Genomic DNA, 19215 nt, shown 5'->3' on the forward strand with positions numbered 1-19215 from the left:
CCCGGTAGCAAAAACCGGCTGAAGCCGGGACTACGAACGGGTTGGAGAAACGCCGGATGCGAATTTGCGAACCGTTCGTCGTACCGCCTTTAGGCGGATTCAGGCTGTGCTGCTTGGCGACTGCGTTAGGTCGGCCGCTTTTTCTTTGGCACCCTTCAGGTCCAATTTTCCCGTTCCAAGCATTGGGATCGCGTCGACTTCTTGGAATCCATCGCGGCTGGGAATGAACAAATTCGGCAAACCGGCTTCGCTGAGTCCCTTTCGAATCGTGTCGATATCCTTTTCGGATGCAAGGTGCAGAACGATCAACCGTTCACCCTTTTTCGGATCCGGAACGGCGGTCACACAGCAACGAAGTTGATCGTCGTCGTCGCCTTCGGAAAACAACTTGGCCAGTTCCTCTTCGATTCGCACGTGTGGAACCATTTCACCGCCGATCTTCGAAAAACGACTTAGCCGACCGGTGATATGGATAAAACCTTGGTCGTCTACGTTGGCGATATCGCCGGTGACGTACCAACCATCCTGAATTGCCTTTCCGGTCATCTCGGCTTGGTTGGCGTATCCCTTCATCACGTTGGGACCGGTAACCATCAACATGCCGTCTTCACCGGCCAACATTTCTTCGCCGGTTTCAGGCGACAGAACGCGTGTTGCAATGCCCGGCAGGGGGCGACCGACCGAACCTTCGACACGATCGGCCTGGTACACCGCGGATGATCGGGACGGAGGAATATTGACCGACACCAACGGACTAAGCTCGGTCGCTCCGTAGCCTTCGACCGGGCGAACACCAAATTGTTTTTCGAAACCATCGAACAGCTCTTTGGGCATCTTTTCGGCGCCCACCACGACCGCATCCAACTTGGCAAACTGTTCAGGTTTGACGCGCCGCAAGTAACCGCGCAGGAACGTTGGCGTCGCCAACAACACGGTGACACCATACTTTTCCGAAAGTTTGCCAACCTGTTTGGAATCCAGCGGATTGAAGTGATAAATCCCTCGGGGACCAAGCGCCATCGCTGCCCACAACGTGACCGAGTAACCGAAGGAATGGAAGAACGGCAGGACGCCCAACACCGTATCGCTGGTGTCTAACTTCACGGCTCGTTCGATCGCATCGACGTTGTGGCTAATGTTGGCATTGGACAACAGCACCCCCTTGGGCATCCCCGTGGAACCGCTGGTGAAGATGATCGTCAACAGATCGTCACCATCGATCTTGGACAGCCCCAACACATGATCCAGGATCCACGCCGGCACCAAGGTCGCTTGGATAAAGGCGATCGCCTTGTCCATTTTGGTGACCTTCTTTGCCAGCGAATCCAACAGCACAACTTCGGCATCGATGTCCAGGTCCAATTTGGACATGAATCGCTCGGACGTCAGCACGTGTTTGATGCCAACTTCTCGGATGCAGTGGTTCACGACATCACTGCTGACGGTGTAATTCAGGTTTGCAGAAATACGTCGATCCATGGCCAAGGCGACGTTCACCACGACGCCACCGACGCTGGGCGGCAACAGCACGCCGACGTACTGTTCGTCTTTCGAAAACACTTCGCGGGCCAGCGTTCGCCGCAGGGCCAAGGTCCGGATCAGCATGTCGCGTCCGCTGGCCTCGGTCCCCAACGAATCGGCGGCCTGCAGTTCGGATCCACGACGTCGCCAAACCCGGATCATCCGTTTGGCCAAGATGGGGTAGTGTTTGCGTTGATCGATGTTCGCGCGTGCGCCGAGTGATTGCACACGGGTTCGAGCAATTTCCAGCGGCGTTTTTGTCGGCAAAGGTTCACCGATGTACAGCGTCAGAGTGCGTCGAAACTGCTTGGGCCATTTGAAGAAAAACTTGCCACCAGAGAAGCTGAAGATGCTTCCCCACATTCCTTCCATCCACATGGGAACGATCGGCGCCTCGGTCCCTTTCAGGATTTTGGTGACGCCCGCTTTGAAGGCCTGCAGTTGGCCAGTCCGGCTGAGAGTCCCTTCGGGGAAAATTCCCACCACGTCGCCGTCATTGAGTGCTTTGCGGCCGGCCCTGAGTGCTCGGCCGATCGATTTCGGATTTCCCGTCATGAAAATCGTGTCGAACGCGTCGCCCAAATACTTGGCGATCGGATGCGTAAAATTGCCTCCATCGACGACAAAGCGGACGTTCCTGGGCAACATCCACAGGATCAGGATCCCGTCAATCCAGGAAAGATGGTTGCTGATCACGACGCATCCACCTTCGCGGGGAAGATTGTCGAGACCGATCACACGTTTGCGGTACAAAATCGGCAGCAGAATGCGGAATGGCAGTCGCACGAACCGACGGGGTGACACGATCGCCATCACCAGCAATGCAACCAAGACCGCGGCTAGGACCGCCAACGCAATTTGCCAACCGTTCACTCGATGTTCCCTACGTGAAATGTGCCGTGGATTGAGCCACAACTTAGCGAATTTTGCTCGCCGGCACGCTACCAATCCGAAAGCGGATCATTTTGGACCGGGCAAAGGGCTCGAAAAGGCGCCAATACCTCAACTCGGCCAGGCGCGATATGCTGGAGTGCTGATCGCAAGCGTATTTCCTCCGACGGCCACAAAATGTCCAGCGCATCGAAAATAGAAATCAGCACCGAACTTCTTCGCACGCTGCACCGCATCCATCGGCAGCTGACCGATCTGCACTCGCGAATCGACCGTGGACCAAGGCAAATCAAAGCTGGCGAAACGTTGGTGGCCAAAGCGACCGCGGATGTCGAAAGCGCCCGCCAGGCGATCAAGGCCGCGAAAGTCACCTCGGACGAAAAACAGTTGCAACTGGCGACCCGCGAAGCGCGGATGAAGGAGCTGCAAGCCAAACTGAATACCGCCGCCAGCAACCGAGAATTTAACACGCTGAAGGATCAGATCGCGGCCGACGAACAAGCCAACTTGGTCCAAAGCGACGAAATCTTTGAAGCACTCGAACAGATCGACGTGCTGGAAAAAGCGCTTGCCGAAGCCGAAGCAGAACTGAAGAAACAACAATCCGAACACACCGTCCGGGTCAAAGAAGTCGAATCGAAACAGGTCATCCTGAAAGACGACTTGGCTGGCGTGGAACAGCAGCTAGCGGCCTACGAAGCCAAGATTCCGGCCGCCGTGCTGGGCGACTACAAGCGGATCACCAGTGCAAAGGGCGAAGATGCGTTGGCACCGGTCGACGAAAATTCGTGCGGTGGGTGCTACCAGACGCTAACGACCCAGCACATCGAGACGCTTCGAATGTCGGTGTTGATGCGATGCCCCAACTGCAACGCGTTCCTGTACTTCCCCGAAAACCTCAGCCCCTAGAAGACTCTGTCGCTAGAAGACTCAGCCCCGCGAAAGCTCAGCGTCAAGAAGCCTGAATCCCTTGGAAACCACCGCCTTCAGCGTTCAGAACGTTATCGCCACCGCCCACGTAGTGTCTTTGCGTCGCTCGGCGCCTGCCATCCCGGCCTTGTTTCGCAATTCCATCTTCTCGAACGATTCCGTCATTCAATGCGATTTGGAACCTCAATCTTGCGACGCTGCGCCCACCATCCTGTCCTGATGATGCTTCTTTCCAGCGTCGCATTGGGCGTGACGATCGGGTGTACACCCAGCCTAGAGAATCGTCTCCCGGACGCTGATGCGAACGAAACCGCCGCCGCCAACAGTGCGATCGATGCAAAGAGCGTCTTGGATTCCAACGGGGCCAGTGCGAACGAGGCCGGTGATCCAGCGATCGCCGATGGGTCGCCCAATCTGGTTGCCGTGGCGCCGACCTTGAACGGTCCCGCCAACGCCGCGCCGGTGCCTGTGTCGGATGACAAGTTCACCATGCCGGCGGTCAGCGACCAGACAATCACGTCTTCCGCGCCCGAATCACAAACCGTCGCAACTCAATTGGTCGCTGTGGACGATAAGATCGAGTTCACCGACCACGTCAAAAGCAATCGCGAGGACGATGGATCGATTGCTGGGCTGAGCTTCATCGATACGCAGGGCAACGACGTGACCGTGGGCCAGTACAAAGGCAAAAAGCACGTGCTGTTGGTGTTCACGCGTGGGTTCAACGGATCGCTGTGCCCGTACTGCACGACCCAAACGTCGCGTTTGATCGCGAACTACGACGAGTTCAAGCGGCGTGACACCGAGATCCTGTTGGTTTATCCGGGATCGAAAGACCAACTGCCGCAATTCCTAGATGCCACTCGAAGGTCACCGACGGCCAGCGCTTTCCCATTTCCCGTTCTGCTTGACGAAGACCTAGTGGCGGTCAAGAAGCTTCAAATCTCTGCCCACCTTGCCTTTCCTTCCACCTTTTTGATTGACCGCGACGGAAACGTTCGGCTGTCCTACGTTGGGGCTAGCCCATCGGACCGGCCATCGATCAAAGCGTTGTTAGAACAAGTCGATCAGCTGGGTTCGTAGGCGTTCCATTAGCGTGGTTTCGTCGGTTTTGCGGAACTTTCGGCCATTGGAAGGGTTCCATCGGGTGGTCGGGGTCGACCGGTTGCCGCCGTTTGTGCACTCGTCTGCTCCACCCAACGACATTCAAACGCAAAATTGCGATCGTGCCCAGGAAAAATATTTCACGGTTGCTGCGGGAAAGTCATCGCCCTTAAACCGCCGACTTTGGGCCCTACCGGTAGCGGAACCCCCTGCACCTCCCGATCGTCTTCCAACCCTGAAGCTCACATCCATGCTTGTCATTGGCATCGTCGGCAGTCCTGCGGGCGGCAAATCAACCGTTGCGAGCCAGCTACAGGAGCTGGGAGCTACCTGGATCAATGCCGATCTGATCGCACGAGATGTCCTTCAAACGGCCGATGTGCAGGCAAAACTGATCCGCCACTTCGGTAACGAAATTGCCGGTAATGACGGCCAAATCGACCGTTCAAAGCTGGCGTTGCGTGTTTTCGGGGCTGACGATGCCAAGCGAGACGCACTATTATATCTAGAGAGCGTCGTGCATCCGCGGACTCGTCAGACGATTGATGCACGACTTCGTCAAGCTGGTGTCGAAAATCGCCCCGCTGCTATCCTGGATGTGCCGCTCCTTTTCGAATCCGGGTGGGACGTCGCGTGCGACGAAATCTGGTGCGTCGATTCAAGCTTTCCGAATCGATTGGACCGAGCGTCACGTCGCGGCTGGGATGCCGATGAATTGAAACGACGACAGGCGAACCAGCTAGACATCAACATCAAAAAACAAAACAGCACCCTCGTGCTAGAGAACAACGATTCACTTGACCAACTGATTCACAGCGTTCGCGAAAACTACCAAGCGCTGATCCAACGGCAGTCCATGGGGGCAGCCGCGATGGATACCGACCACTGCATCTGAGCAGTCCGATACTAAGTCTGATCACGATTGGCGGTTCCGCCGGTCGCAGGGCAAGCCAAATCCCCACCTCTTGTCTCGCCTTCATCCTACCTGCCCTTCTCCGCCTCCCTCCGCTCTCCTCTCTTCTTCGTTCAAACCTATCATGTCTGCTCACCGGCATCCCTCTCGGGATAACTCCGGCCCCAACCGAAAGGCGGGGCCGCGTGATCACCGAGATCAACGACAATCCAATGGTCGACCACGGCACCCTGACAAGGATGTCGACCAGCGCATTCGCGAACTCGACGCTGAACGCGACCCTCTTTCGTTGCCCGAAGAAATCGTCAGCGAAGCCAACAAAGCGGGCCAGCGCGTCGGTATCCCCACGACGGACGATTCGCAACCAAAATGGAATATCTCGGACCTGCAAAAGTCGTCGCTGGACAGTTTGATCCAGTTGGCGTCCGAGGAAGGCATCACCAGCGAAGGTGAGTTCGAACAAGGCGCCGCGATCAGTAAACAAGAACTGATCTTCCGCATTCTCAAGCATCGCATGAAGGCGAACGGCTTGATGTACGGCGAAGGCACACTTGAAATCCTGCCCGATGGCTTCGGATTCCTGCGATCGCCGCTGTATCACTACCTTTCATGCCCGGACGACATCTACGTGTCGCCCAGCCAGATCCGACGATTCGGACTGCAAACCGGTTCGCACGTTGCTGGCCAAATTCGTCCGCCGAAGGAAAACGAACGGTACTTTGCATTGCTGCGGATCGAAGCGATCAATCGGCAAGATCCGTCGGCACGTGGCAGTGTTATCCCATTCGACGAACTGACACCGCTGCACCCCAACGACCGAATCATCTTGGAACATGACGGAGCGGAAATGTCCACTCGCGTCGTCGACATGCTGACACCGATCGGGTTCGGCCAACGCGGGTTGATCGTCAGCCCACCGCGCGCCGGCAAGACGATTCTGATGCAACAGATGGCTCGCGCGGTCCTGAAAAACTATCCGGACGCGTACACGTTCATCCTGCTGATCGACGAACGTCCCGAAGAAGTGACGGACATGGAGCGCGAGGTATGCGGTCCGCAGTGCGAAGTGATCAGCAGTACCTTCGACGAACCCGCCCAGCGTCACATCCAAGTCGCGCAAATGGTCATTGAAAAGGCCAAGCGGATGGTCGAAGCCGGTACCGACGTGGTCATCTTCTTGGATTCGATCACCCGCCTAGCGCGAGCCCACAACTCCGATGGCGAATCGACCGGAAAACTACTCTCCGGTGGACTCGATGCGGGTGCACTGCAGAAACCCAAAGCACTGTTCGGTTCGGCCCGCAAAGTCGAAGAAGGCGGTTCGCTAACCATTTTGGCGACAGCCCTTGTCGATACCGGCAGCCGGATGGACGACATCATCTTTGAAGAGTTCAAAGGAACCGGTAACCTAGAAATCGTGCTCGACCGAGCTCTCGTCGACCGACGTGTTTGGCCCGCCATCGACATCAGCCGCAGCGGAACCCGCCGCGAAGAAATGTTGTTGGACCCCGAAGAGTATCGCCGAATTTCAAACCTTCGCCGCGATATCATTGAAATGTCGCCGGCCGACGCAATGATGAAACTAACCAAGGGTCTACGTCAGACCCAGAATAACGCTGAATTCCTATTGAGTCTAAAAGATGACGACTGAAAAGATGCCTGAATCCTCCGCTCGCCCAGGCGAAATCCATGGCATCGACGGCGACTTGCCCGAGGGCAAAGTGGTCATCGTGGCCAGTCGATACAACGCTGCAATTTGCGATGCGTTGGTCGATGGTGCGAAGCAAACAATTTTGGATGCGGGCTATCCCGAACACCTGATCCCGATCGTACGCGTTCCCGGTGCATGGGAATTGCCAACGGTCGTGCGAACCACGATCGATGACGAAGAAGTCGTTGGAGTGATCGCACTAGGTTGTGTGATCAAGGGCGAAACCACGCACGACGAACACATCAACCGTGCGGTTAGCACCTCGCTGATGGACCTGGCAATGGAAAGCGGCATCCCGATCGGATTCGGCGTTCTAACCTGCAACACACAGGCCCAGGCCGAAGCCCGCGCTGCCCAACCGGACCAAAAAGAAGGTGCCGTTGGCAACAAGGGAATCGAAGCCGCCAATGCGGTCCTAGAACTGCTGCGTCTGAACCAGAAACTCGCATCCGAAGTTTAATTCTTCGTTCTCAGTGCCCCAGCGGACAGCGAAAGTCGTTGTCAGTTTGTCGATTGAATGGAACGTTGGTCGATAGCCTCGGTTGCCTCACCCAGGAACCGGGGCTAACCGGCCTGCTGTTTTAGTAACCCGCTGCGTGAGCGAGGGATTCAATAGGATCATGATCCCTCGCTCACGCTTCGGGTTGTGATTCGGGCGCTACTTTCTCAACAACGACTCAATCCACACGCCGTAACGCGTCGGGTTACGAAGTCCGTAAGCCGCTGGCGTGGCGATTCGCGGCGGGTGAGCATCGCAGGCCAGAGAAACGCCAGCGTTTGCAGTGCTGGGATTCGCCTGGATCCACCCACCGCCATCCCGACGGTCAGGAATTCTGGCGAATCACACGACGATGCACGTTCGATCGTTGCCAGGACGGGCTCTTGGATTCGTCCACCTGCGGTAGATCTTTCCCGGCGGCATCGTCACAGCGCCGTTTGGCGATTCAAGCAAATTCAACGGGCCCCCGAATCTGCGTCGTCGGAAGCCTACGGGAACACGATTCGATAAAGGCGTGTGGCTTGGTCGTCAAAGAACTGCACGTCAAGCGAGTCACCGGCAATGATCTGCAGATAACCGCCGCTCGGTTCCCGCGACGTGTAGGGTTGGATAATTTGCCCAGTTGGGTCCGTCCCAAACTCAGCCCCCGGAAGCACACCCATGCGTGAATTTTCGTCATTCAACGCACCCACGGCAAACTCGTTCACACCCTTTGGATGGATGCTGTGGTATTGCCAGTGACGGTCGCCGCAGACCAGAAAAAGGTTTTCGATCTGTTTTTGTTCGACCCAATCAAAGAACTGATTCGCTTCGTGCCGAAATCCCTCCAACGATGTGTGGTTGTCTTTCTTGTAGCCATCATCGGGACCGACCATCGGGGTGGGACTGATGATCAATTTCCACTTGGCATCGCTGTCTTGAAGCGTGCTCTTGATCCAGTCCCGTTGAACCTTGCCCCACATTGATTTTGCGGGCCCATCCGGAGCGTCGTTTGCCGACCGGAATTCGCGTCCTTCGGTCAACCAGATCTGGACGTCTCGGCTGACACGGATCGTGCGATAGGCGCGGGGTTGCACGACATCGATCGCCGCAATCGGAAGCTGCTCGTTGAACAGACGGACAGCGGTTTGCGGCAACGGCGCGCGATCGGTTTCGTTATCCGAATCGTTGTAACGGTAGTCATGGTCATCTTTGGACCAGTACGCAGGAACGTGCTGGAAGAATTCAATCATGCGGGGAAAGCGGAACTGTTCGTGCCAACAACGCCGCAATTCTTCGACGGTCGTGGAGACCCGATACGGGTTGTCGTAATAAACGATATCGCCAGTGCCGACAAAGAAATCTGGCATCGCATCTTTCATCGAAACAAACGCAGGGAACCCCAAGCGTTTATCTTCCGGCGTGGCGGTCAACGGGCCACCCGCATTTCCAGCCCGACCGTGCATGAACTTGATGTAGTTCATGCAACTGCCAACGATCAACTTTACCGGTCGCGATCCGCCGGGCCCCGGCAAGGTGCGAAGGGAACACGTTGGTCCAGTGTCTGTGTTGGATGGGGAAGTGCCGAAGATGACTCGATAGAAATACTTTGTATCGGGTTCCAGATTGTCGGCAGTGACGCGAACGATGTAGTCACGCTGGGCTACCGACGTTTGCCAGGGACTGCGTTTGACATCCGCAAAGTCCGGACTGGTCGACCATTCAAACCGAGCAACGCCGGGGCTGCCGACAAGATCCAAATCGGCGTTCAATGCCGTGCCCAGCGTTAGCCGTGTTTGCAGCAACGCCGAAGATTCACCCACTTCACCAGCCATCGTGCCCTGCCCTAGCGACAACGTGGCCTGGCCAGACGCAGGCACTGGGCTGGACGAACGGCCGTCGGCGGACATTGCATCGGCGCGGCGTTCGTTTTTCCCTGTACTGATTTGGGCGGGCGTTTGGCTGGCGCGGAAGCAAGTGACCCACCAAGGTGTTGCACCGATCGTTAGCTTGTCCGCCGGTTCCAGACGCCCATCATCGGCGATCCGGTAGCTGACCAGGATGTCTGACCTCTGGCCAGCGGCGACCAAGTAGCGGCCGTCGGGCGCAATGCAGAATGATCGGACGACCGGTTCTGTCGCGGCGTTCTGGAACCGTTCAAGTGCGCCGCTCTCTGCGTCGATCGTTAGCCCCGCAATGGTTCCATGGCCCCGATTGGCGACATAGACATACTTCCCACTGGGGTGCACTTCGACGTGGGATGCGGTTCCCTTGCCGTCAAAATTGGCCGGCACCGTCGAACAAGTTTGCAGGCGTGCCAATGTGCCGCTGGACGAGTCGATCTGATACGCCGTGACACTTAGCCCCTGTTCGTCGCTTCCGTAGGCGAACTTGTCGCCAGGATGAAATCCAAGATGCCGTGGCCCCGACCCAGGTTCTCGCTGCAGCCGAACGTCCGTATTGGGAACCAGTTTCCCGGATTTGTTATCGAAAACAAACTGCGAGATCGAATTGGACGATGTGTGGGAAACAAATACGAATTTCCCATGTGAGTCGAAGGTCACGCAGTGTGCGTGCGGACCGACATCCAGCAACTGCACCGGGCGGTTCGACAGACGACCTTCGCCCAAGATGCGGTGAACCGATACTTGCCCGGTTTGATAGTACGAAGCGACCAAGAATCGTCCTGATGGATCGATCGCAAGGAACGACGGCTTCGCCGGAACGTCGACCGTTTGCAGTGATTGAAGACCATCCCCATCGGGACGCAGGACCGCAATCTTGGATGGTGAATCCGATCCGACATACAGATTCCGACCGGTCGCGTCAAAACAGGACGCCCCCGGACGCCCTTCCATCGCCGTCTGTGATTTCACGGTCAGCTTGCCATCGTCGGCTACCGACACCACCGCCAACTGCCCGGATCCGGCTAGAGACACCACCATGGGTTGATCGCCGGCGCTGGCAATCGAATGCAGTGCGCAGCCCCCGATCGCGACGGCCGCGAAGATCCAGCTGTTGCCGGGGCACCATCGCCGGCTGCGTGGAATCAGACTTTGCACAAATGATCGTATCGAAGCAAACGGATGGGTCATCGATCACCAGGACCTAAGTTCAAGAGTAGCACTACAACCGCTTCGAACCGTCCCAGACGTTCACCAAGTCAGGCGGCGGTCATTTGGATGGTTCGGCGCTGGTTGATGCGTCAGCTGGACACTTCGTCATCGAGATGCAAACAGAACGTTTTCTCAGCAACGATCGCACCGTCTAGATGCAGCGTTAGACACCAATCGCCCAGTTTATCCGCAACGGGCTCCCACACGGTGTCACCCAAGTAGAAATTCCAGTCATTCGTCTTGATATAGACCACACCATCAAACGGCAGTCGACGCTGGCCGTTTTCGTCTTTGATTCCGGGGTGGTCGATGCAGTAGGTCAGCGGCTGGTTCTTGCAGTGCTTGACGTTCACGACAAAGCCAAACTCGACGCCAACGTCGGCACGGACACGCGTCGTGGACTGTCGGAAGCGAGGCAATTCTTTGGACTCTGCGTCCCAATGGGAATAGATGCCAAAGGTACGCATTCGGATCTCGGGTTTTCGCTTCGCCATCTCATCTTCAAATCAGGTCCACAATCCAACTTCGCACATCCCCAAGAACGCCTTTGTAAGTCGAGCCATCGGTGCGACACCCAAGTTTTATACGACTGGGTCGATTACCGCGACGCACGGCGAAATTGCGAGAGAAAGGCACAGACACAATGCCGGCGTTCGCAGAGTGAACCGAATTCCCGCAACCGAGTCATTCCGATCCCCCAGGCGATGGCGAAGTTGCCTTTGATTGCTTCTTAGACAAAGACGCGAGCGGCAGTGCGGACGTTAGCCGGACGGATCTGCGGCTTGGAATCAAAACAGCCGATTGGCGGCTTGGGTCAGAATCTGGCTAGACACAGGTTTAGACAGGAACGCGTCGGCCCCCAGGGACTTCAGCTGCGCAACCGTGAAGTCATCCGATTTCGAACTGCACACGATGATCGGCATGTCCGCGATTCTGGCGTCGCTACTGCCGCGAATTTCAGCGACCAACGTATCGCCCTTCATGTTGGGCATCTCCAGGTCTGTCACGACGGCGGTGGGATGAAAATCAACGATCGCCCTCCATGCCGTCTGACCGTCGTCAGCGACGATCGTCGTGTATCCAAGACCTTCAAGAATTTTGGTCAGAACCCTTCGGATCACCGCGGTATCATCGACAACCAAAACGGTGGGCCGATTCGGATCGGGTTGGGTCTGATCTAACTTTTTCAACATTGTGTGCCTCCAGAACCAACTCTTGGAAGCAATTAGCATGCCGACCGGACTTCTGGGCAGTGCCGGGGGCGTGCCTGCAGATGCGTTTGATAGTGCGGTTGACCGTCACCAAGCGTCCCAGGCACCATAGACGACTCGTTCCGCGATCCCGGCAAAGACAACTGAATGGCATCTATCAAATTTTGAAAGACAAGCGTTCAACAGTCGTATTTTGGCACCGGGTGAATCCCAAACAATGGATTCATCAACCATCGTGGGCTATTTCAAACCACCCCTGTCAGAGGCCCGTCATAGATGCGCTGGGCATGCATCTTTCTGTAGCGACGACGCCCTCCTCCCCTTGCCGGAATATCCGTTACAACGAAAATTTGCCTTAGGGTTTCAAGTCTGACTGCAATGTCCGCATTCTTGGCTTGGCACGCCGCGGCAGACCAACCGTCAAAGGTTTGATCCGCAAGCCGATTTACGACAGAGCAAACCTAGATCGATCGTCCACGTCGCGGGCGGCGCAGCGGTTCCATGCGTGGCCTCCATACTGACATCCGTGTGTTGACCGATCGATCGTTGATAAAAATCTTTTGCCTCCGGTGGTGGTAGATGAGGGCCCATCGCTATTCCAATGTGCAGATATGTTCCATCGACGCACCAACGTTATCTTTAACGTCTAGTTTTCGTTCCGCGCTGCTCTGGAACTGATTGCTCGACACAGGGGGTTGTGCTACCCTACCTAACCAGGGATCGGCGATATAACCATCTTGGGTATTCAGTGCATACTCCGTCGCCATTGATGCCCCGTTCACTCTCTTTACCGGTTGTAGTTGGCACTGTTCATGTCTGATCCGATTGTATTCGTCATTGATGACGACGCCGATTCGCGACGAGTCGTCGTCGAACTGATCGCAACCATGTCACTGCCCGTTCAGGACTACGACTCTGCCGAGGCGTTCCTAAGCGATTACAAGGGACAGCGTCCGGCGTGCATCGTCACCGATCAGCGCATGCCAGGCATGAGCGGGATCGATCTGATCGAACGACTGCAGCAGGAAGACCTGACCATCCCCGTGGTCGTGGTCACAGCGTTCCCCGACACGCAGTCGACGGTTCGTGCGGTGCGAGGCGGGGCGATCAGTTTGATCGAGAAGCCGTGCAGCCACGACAAGCTATGGGCTGGGATCCTGGAAGCAATCCGCCTGGACAACCGCAATAGCGTCAAAGACGCTGAACGAGAACACGCAAAGAAGAAGATCGACAGCCTGAACGATCACGAGCGTGAAGTCGTCCGCCTGTTGATAGAAGGGCTGGCAAACAAGGTGATCGCTTCTCGATTGGAGGTCAGCCTGCGAACGGTCGAGTCGCGTCGGGCGAAGATCCTTAGCAAGTTCGAAGTCACCTCGATTGCCGGCATGGTCAAGATTTGGCTAACCGGCCAACCCGACTGAACGGCGGCGGGAACTAGCGTCCCTGCCGAGTCACGATCGGAACAAAACCGACCTCCATTCCTGGTGGCGGTGTTACCAGCAATGCTGGATCGATATCAGCAAGTGCACCGAACGCCGGTGGGGGAAGATATTGAGTATCGCTCTTCCAATGGCGATGAAGCCTTTCAACCTTGGCTTGCATCCTCTCGCGTTCTTGATCCGTCAAATCAGCGTTTAGAAGTGCTGGTTGATCTGCAAAGCGATACCAGAAATACGTGACGGTGCTGCCATCGCCCAATGTCAGATCGAATGGTCCAGCACTTGGTCCCGGCGTTTTCCAACTGCTGGCCGGTTCCGAAGGCGTCACATAGGCGTCCGGTGTCTTCTGTGGGGGGCGTTGAAACCGAACGTCCGCCAAACCGGTTTCCGCGGGGACGTCCGCCGGCGCAACCGCCACCCACTTGGATTTCGATTCACCGTCCGTGGTCAAACGATAGTACTGTGGCAATGTCACCAACGGGATATTGGCATTTTCTGTTTGCGTGACAAGATTTTTGTCCCAACGATATCCATAGGTCGTCGGGCCCAGCGTGATCGGCGTCGCGAAGGCGTCCCACTGGATCGCGACCTTGTCCTCTCTTTTGGCGGACGTGGGAAAGATTCGCCACGTTGACCCACCATTGGGCTTGAAAGCGTGGACAGCCAATGCGTCAGTGTCAATCTTGCCGGCAACCGGTTCCCCGCCGCCGAACCAACTTTGGACCGAATCCCAAAGTGCGGCCCGGCTGTACGCGGTGACCTGATGAACGACGGGTGATTCACCGTCTGCATTTCGCGGGAAGGACGTGGGTGCGATCCGCGCGAACGTGACCCCCTGTGAATCGGTGGCTTGGAATGCAGGGACGTACTGCGTTTCCATCTGGATCGCCTTGTTCGGATTCGCCGGTCGGCTATCCAAGAATGCACCGCTATAGGCAGGATCGGTCACGCTGGGTTTGGACCAAAAGTAGGGCAGAAAAAATGCGACAGGCCCTTTGAAGTTTCCGCTGTTCAAAAACAAGGTCCAACATTGATCGCCGGTTGGCACCGGTTTGCCGTTCGTCGTGTCCTTCGATTCGGCAAGCGGTAGTGGCAGGTAACCGTAACCAAACAGTTCGCCACTGGTCCCCTGTTTTAGATTCAAACCATCCGGTGGCCAAACCACGTACGGACTCAGCTGCGCGATTCCGTACTTACCGTTTGGCTTGGACCAGTCACGTCCCTTGCCGGCGCCGGGACCATTGGCCCATTCACTAAAACTTTTGGCGACCCCGCCCATGATGAACTTCGGTGTCTCTGTGGCGAACCGAGTGTCGCGCCACCATCCCAAACCACCTTCGATATCACTGTAGGTTTCCATCGATCGCTTCTGGTCGGACTTGGCAAACATCCACGTGCCGAACAAACCGGTCTGAAATCGGTTCCCAGGATACGTGTCCAATAGCGGCCAAGCGGATACGTACAACGAAAATCCCGCGTCGTATTTTTCCGCCACCTGTTGGTGAGGCACCAACAGGTACCCGGCCATATCCACCGCAATCGGCTTTGCAATTGGTGTCGGTTCATCGGATCGTGCGGGCGATACCGACAACCCGAATCCAACCAACCAGACACACGACACGGCGATCGCAGAGTAGAGCTTCAGCATGATGTAATTTCGTTACGAGATGATTAGCGACGCTGCCGTCGCGTTTGTCGTCAGCTGACGCAATCGCAAGCCAGGTTCCGGCTGTCAATCGCGTCGGAGGCCAGCTGCGTCGGAGGCCAAGCGCGTCGGAGTTCAGCCGAGATCGTTCTGACCGGAAGGTCGTTTGCCATGGCAAGGACAGGGCAAGGGACCATTCTATGGTCTTAATGATTCGTGGACAAAGGAAAAGTCCAGCAGTTCCCGGCGGTTGGCTAAATCCCGTAAAATACGGTGTGGTGATTTGCTAGCGTGTCGCGATTGGATGAAGCCTTGATTGGAGCCGGGGGTTGACGCTCCAATGGACGGCTTTCGCTCTCGTCCAAGGCGATCGATCATGACCCGTCCGGCGCCCCCGTTCCCCAAGTTGCGGCGATTCCTTTGCGCTGATGCACTCATCGATACGTTACGCCGGAGATTTCAATCGGTCCCCGACGCGCGGGAACAATCCGGGACGGTTTATCCAATGGTGGATACTCTCTTGGCTGCGTTTGCGATGTTCTCACTCAAAGACCCATCACTGTTAGCTTTTGAAGAACGGTCCGGCGAACCTGCCATCAAACGACTCTTCGGGATCGACGCTATTCCCAGCGATACGTCCATGCGAGAGATCCTTGATGGTATCGATACAAGTCATCTCAACGAAGCCTTTGCAGACATCTTCCACGAACTTCAACGCGGGAACGTCCTGCGAGAGTTCGCGTTCCACAACAATCATTACCTGCTAGCGATCGATGGCACTGGATACTTCTGTTCCTCAAAGATCCATTGCCCCGAGTGCTTGGAACGTAAAACCAGTGGTGGCAAGATTCAGTATGTGCATCAAGCGGTTGCCGCGGTGCTCGTTCATCCCGACCAGAAAGTCGTCATCCCACTGGCAATCGAACCCATCGTCAAACAAGACGGAGAAACCAAAAACGATTGCGAACGCAATGCGACACGACGCCTATTGAGGCGAATTCGCTTGCTCTATCCGAAGATCAAGCTGATCGTGGTCGAAGACGGACTGGCCAGCAACGCTCCGCACATCGCCGACCTGAAAGATCTGAAGATGAGTTACTTGCTCGGTGCAAAACCGGGTGACCACGCTCACTTGTTCGATCAAGTGATTGCTGCGGGCGACGAAGACCGAATCGAAACACTCACACGGGTTGACCCGATCGGTAACCGCGTCATCCAAAGCGAGACCCAGTACGTCAGTGACCTGGCGCTCAATGCGTCGAATCAATCTCTGCGAGTGAATTTTCTGCAGCACTTTGAATACGACAACGATAGCGGCGAAGTGAGCAAGCGATTCAGTTGGGTGACGAACGTCACGTTAGATCGTTCGCTGCTATCGAAATTCACCGCGGGAGGTCGTAGTCGCTGGCGGATTGAGAATGAGACGTTTAATACGCTCAAGAATCAAGGCTATCACTTTGAACACAACTACGGTCATGGAAAGCAAAACCTATCAACGGTACTGATGCTGCTGATGTTTTTAGCGTTCATGGTTGACCAAGTACAGCAAGCATGCTGTCCGCTGTTTGCCTCGGTGCAGGAGAAGTTCAAGAGTCGCCGAGCGTTGTGGGAAAAGCTTCGCAGCCATGTGAATCACTTCGTGTTTGAATCGTTTGCCGAACTTTGGCAAGCGATGCTCAGTGGATCGGCGATGGGTGTTCCGCCGCCTCGTGGATAAGATCGGCCAGAAGTAGCGTAACCTCAGCGGTCTAAAACGTCGATTTTGGCCTCAGCACTGGTGACGCACGCGCCCAGCCGAGCACTCTCACTCCGATTTGTCGTTAGGGACGCCCCACGAGCGTGGGACGTCAGTTCCGAAGGCACGAAATCACCATCGCAGCAGGCCACGACAACTCGACCAGCCTTCAAATGCACCTCCACTCCACGCTCACCACCCAATAGCGAAGGGCGACCGGGAACTGCTGGGAAAAGTCCAAGCTCGAATTCAATATCCCCCGGCCCCCCACCTTGGCATAGGTTGCGATGGCCGCCGACAAGTCTGCGGTGGCCGCATCGCTGGACTAGACTAGTCGGATGCAATTCGGTGGCGATAGGCGACGCCAGCAAACGTGATGGTGGAACCAGCGCGAATCATCATCTCACCTTTGCAAAACATTCATCGATGCTGTGGTTAGTCGGCATGCAGATGGGTCGTTAGAATCTGCTGCTTCAAAACTTCCATTTTTGACTCTGTTTGGAAACAAGTGCGAAAGCTATGAATCGATTGAACCTTGTGATTGCGGCATGCATTTGCTGTTGGACGTTGGCCAGTGATGGCGTCCGCGCCCACGAAGGCCATGGTGATCATTCCCACCAAGACCAGGGGAAGCTGTTCACCACGCGAGGCGATTCGCGAACGTTGCCCATGGCAAAGGAAGAAGATGCATTCCAGTTCATCGTCTACGGCGACCGAACCGGTGGCGTGCCAGCGGGACTGAAAGTGCTGGAACAAGCGGTCGACGACACCAACCTGCTTGATCCGGACTTGGTCATGACGGTCGGCGACCTGATCCAGGGCTACAACCAAACGCCCGAGTGGATGGAGCAGATGGTGGAATACAAACAGATCATGGACAACCTGAACATGAAGTGGTTTCCGGTCGCAGGGAATCACGACGTCTATTGGCGAGGCCGAACGAAGCCGCCCGAAGGTCAACACGAAGCCAGTTATGAAAAGCACTTTGGCCCACTTTGGTATTCGTTCGAGCACAAGGAATCGGCGTTCGTAGTGCTGTACAGCGACGAGGGCGACCGCGAATCCAACACCAAGGGATTCAACGAAGGCCGTCTGCAAACGATGAGCGACGAACAGCTTCAATTTTTGAAGTCGGCACTCGAAAAGCATCAAGACTGTGAACACGTCTTCGTGTTTTTGCACCACCCACGATGGACTGGCCGCGGTTACACCGACGGCAACTGGGATGTCGTTCACCAGATGCTGAAATCGGCTGGCAACGTGCACGCGGTTTTTGCCGGTCACATTCACCACATGCGTTTCGACGGTCCGAAGGATGGAATCGCCTACTACACCTTGGCGACCACCGGCGGCCACCTGTCGGCGGACATTCCGGATGCTGGATTCCTGCACCACCTGAACGTTGTCACGGTACGTCCAAGCGGTGTGACCGTGGCCGCTCTACCGATCGGTTCGGTCATCGACCCCACCGATTTCACTCCCGAATTCCTGGCCGAAGTCGACCTGGCTCGCAAGGTGCGTCCTGAACACACAGGCGATCCCCTGATGCTGGCGACCGATGGGACCGCATCAGGCGTTGTTGAATTCCTGATCAAGAACCCTGCACCACGACCGATCGATGTCACTGTATCGCTGGATACCACCGGTGGGGATTGGCGATCATCGCTTGACCATGACCATTGGCAGTTGGCGGCGGGAGAATCCAAGACGATTCAAATGTCGATGCGTCGGCCGGCTGATCCCGAATCGACACTGACCATTCCACGCGTTCGCTTAGATCTGGAATACGTTGGCCAGTCGGCAAGAATCAAACTGCCGCCTGTTACTGCACCGGTTGACCTGAAGTTGTCAGCCGTTCCAGCCGACTACTTCGTCGACCAGCCCAACCACTGCTTGGAAATCACCAAGCCGTCCGATGCGGTTCGTTTCCAATCGTCGGATCTGCGACTGCCACAGGGACCGTTCACCGTCGAAGGCTGGTTCCGACCGGCGCAATCGGCTGGCATGCTAGCGGCGATCGCTAAAACTCAGTCCAGCGAGTTCGCGATTTTCATGGACGAGGGTGTGCCACAGTTTGATGTCCACTTGGCCGGCAAATACGTTTCGGCCAAAGCCACCAAGGTACTTCGCAACGACACTTGGGCTCACATCGCTGGCGTCTACGACGGAACCGAAGTGAAGATTTACGTTGACGGTGAACTGGTTGGGTCTAAAGCAGGCCAGGGCAAACGAACGCTGAATGAACTGCCCCTGTTCGTCGGTGCTGATCCCGATCTAAGCGGCAACGCGGTACGGCCGTTTTTGGGTCAGATTGACGAAATACGGATCAGCAAAGGCGCCGTCTACGAATCGAATTTCAAGCCTCAGCAACGTCTTTCGGTTTCCGAGAACACTCGCCTGATGTTGCACTTGGATCGCGTCATCGGACCATTCGTGTTGGACCAAAGTCCGTCGGCTTCGATGGGCATGTTGGGCAAGACGACGGTGCTTGTCCCAGTGAAGTAGCGAAAGATCACGGTGA

The 19215-nt window shown here is 56.1% G+C and carries 13 protein-coding genes; 8 read left to right on the top strand and 5 right to left on the bottom strand.

From position 1 onward, the window contains the following. Window positions 1–99 precede the first annotated feature (99 nt). Window positions 100–2394, bottom strand: coding sequence for an AMP-binding protein (locus K227x_RS16915; protein WP_246145865.1), 2295 nt, complete (start codon window positions 2392–2394; stop codon window positions 100–102). A gap of 195 nt (window positions 2395–2589) precedes the next feature. On the opposite strand from K227x_RS16915, the gene K227x_RS16920 reads away from it, so the two are divergent. From K227x_RS16920 to ribH, 5 genes are all read left to right on the top strand, one after another. Next, a complete protein-coding gene (locus K227x_RS16920) occupies window positions 2590–3321 on the top strand; it encodes a zinc ribbon domain-containing protein (protein ID WP_145171282.1) in 732 nt (243 codons plus the stop codon). Window positions 3322–3561: 240 nt separating this feature from the next. Then, complete coding sequence (locus K227x_RS16925; protein ID WP_218933317.1) at window positions 3562–4425, top strand: peroxiredoxin family protein; 864 nt, start codon at window positions 3562–3564, stop codon at window positions 4423–4425. A gap of 271 nt (window positions 4426–4696) precedes the next feature. After that, window positions 4697–5341, top strand: coding sequence for a dephospho-CoA kinase (gene coaE / locus K227x_RS16930; protein WP_145171286.1), 645 nt, complete (start codon window positions 4697–4699; stop codon window positions 5339–5341). A 142-nt stretch (window positions 5342–5483) separates the two neighbouring features. Next, window positions 5484–7010, top strand: a complete 1527-nt coding sequence (gene rho / locus K227x_RS16935; RefSeq protein WP_145171288.1) for a transcription termination factor Rho — start codon at window positions 5484–5486, stop codon at window positions 7008–7010. Next, window positions 7000–7530: a 6,7-dimethyl-8-ribityllumazine synthase gene (ribH, locus tag K227x_RS16940; protein ID WP_246145866.1), complete on the top strand. Its 531-nt coding sequence runs from the start codon at window positions 7000–7002 to the stop codon at window positions 7528–7530. Before rho ends, ribH begins: the two co-directional genes overlap by 11 nt. A gap of 527 nt (window positions 7531–8057) precedes the next feature. Here the strand turns inward: ribH and K227x_RS16945 are convergent. The 3 genes from K227x_RS16945 to K227x_RS16955 form a co-directional block, all read right to left on the bottom strand. Continuing rightward, complete coding sequence (locus K227x_RS16945) at window positions 8058–10643, bottom strand: beta-propeller fold lactonase family protein (protein ID WP_145171292.1); 2586 nt, start codon at window positions 10641–10643, stop codon at window positions 8058–8060. 110 nt (window positions 10644–10753) lie between these two features. Continuing rightward, window positions 10754–11158 (bottom strand): DUF3859 domain-containing protein, encoded by a 405-nt coding sequence (locus K227x_RS16950; protein ID WP_145171294.1) that lies wholly within the window; start codon window positions 11156–11158, stop codon window positions 10754–10756. Window positions 11159–11452: 294 nt separating this feature from the next. Then, window positions 11453–11857: a response regulator gene (locus tag K227x_RS16955; RefSeq protein WP_218933318.1), complete on the bottom strand. Its 405-nt coding sequence runs from the start codon at window positions 11855–11857 to the stop codon at window positions 11453–11455. Window positions 11858–12687: 830 nt separating this feature from the next. Between K227x_RS16955 and K227x_RS16960 the strand changes: the two genes are divergently transcribed. Continuing rightward, on the top strand, window positions 12688–13296 hold the full coding sequence (locus K227x_RS16960; RefSeq protein WP_145171299.1) for a response regulator transcription factor: 609 nt from the start codon (window positions 12688–12690) through the stop codon (window positions 13294–13296). A 13-nt stretch (window positions 13297–13309) separates the two neighbouring features. Here K227x_RS16960 and K227x_RS16965 read toward each other — a convergent pair whose 3' ends face one another. Then, window positions 13310–14962 (bottom strand): hypothetical protein, encoded by a 1653-nt coding sequence (locus K227x_RS16965; protein ID WP_145171300.1) that lies wholly within the window; start codon window positions 14960–14962, stop codon window positions 13310–13312. Window positions 14963–15464: 502 nt separating this feature from the next. Here K227x_RS16965 and K227x_RS16970 point away from each other — a divergent pair. Both K227x_RS16970 and K227x_RS16975 read left to right on the top strand, forming a co-directional pair. Continuing rightward, complete coding sequence (locus K227x_RS16970; RefSeq protein ID WP_218933267.1) at window positions 15465–16676, top strand: transposase; 1212 nt, start codon at window positions 15465–15467, stop codon at window positions 16674–16676. Window positions 16677–17213: 537 nt separating this feature from the next. Then, complete coding sequence (locus K227x_RS16975; protein WP_145171301.1) at window positions 17214–19199, top strand: LamG-like jellyroll fold domain-containing protein; 1986 nt, start codon at window positions 17214–17216, stop codon at window positions 19197–19199. Window positions 19200–19215 lie beyond the last annotated feature (16 nt).

Origin of the sequence: Rubripirellula lacrimiformis, from assembly GCF_007741535.1 — a bacterium.
Classification (GTDB): Bacteria; Planctomycetota; Planctomycetia; order Pirellulales; family Pirellulaceae; genus Rubripirellula; species Rubripirellula lacrimiformis.

Coding starts and splice junctions, on each gene's coding strand:
- K227x_RS16920 (WP_145171282.1), top strand. CDS start 2,590: ATGTCCAGCGCATCGAAAATAGAAATCAGCACCGAACTTCTTCGCACG.
- K227x_RS16925 (WP_218933317.1), top strand. CDS start 3,562: ATGATGCTTCTTTCCAGCGTCGCATTGGGCGTGACGATCGGGTGTACA.
- coaE (WP_145171286.1), top strand. CDS start 4,697: ATGCTTGTCATTGGCATCGTCGGCAGTCCTGCGGGCGGCAAATCAACC.
- rho (WP_145171288.1), top strand. CDS start 5,484: ATGTCTGCTCACCGGCATCCCTCTCGGGATAACTCCGGCCCCAACCGA.
- ribH (WP_246145866.1), top strand. CDS start 7,000: ATGACGACTGAAAAGATGCCTGAATCCTCCGCTCGCCCAGGCGAAATC.
- K227x_RS16945 (WP_145171292.1), bottom strand. CDS start 10,643: ATGACCCATCCGTTTGCTTCGATACGATCATTTGTGCAAAGTCTGATT.
- K227x_RS16950 (WP_145171294.1), bottom strand. CDS start 11,158: ATGGCGAAGCGAAAACCCGAGATCCGAATGCGTACCTTTGGCATCTAT.
- K227x_RS16955 (WP_218933318.1), bottom strand. CDS start 11,857: ATGTTGAAAAAGTTAGATCAGACCCAACCCGATCCGAATCGGCCCACC.
- K227x_RS16960 (WP_145171299.1), top strand. CDS start 12,688: ATGTCTGATCCGATTGTATTCGTCATTGATGACGACGCCGATTCGCGA.
- K227x_RS16965 (WP_145171300.1), bottom strand. CDS start 14,962: ATGCTGAAGCTCTACTCTGCGATCGCCGTGTCGTGTGTCTGGTTGGTT.
- K227x_RS16970 (WP_218933267.1), top strand. CDS start 15,465: ATGGTGGATACTCTCTTGGCTGCGTTTGCGATGTTCTCACTCAAAGAC.
- K227x_RS16975 (WP_145171301.1), top strand. CDS start 17,214: ATGAATCGATTGAACCTTGTGATTGCGGCATGCATTTGCTGTTGGACG.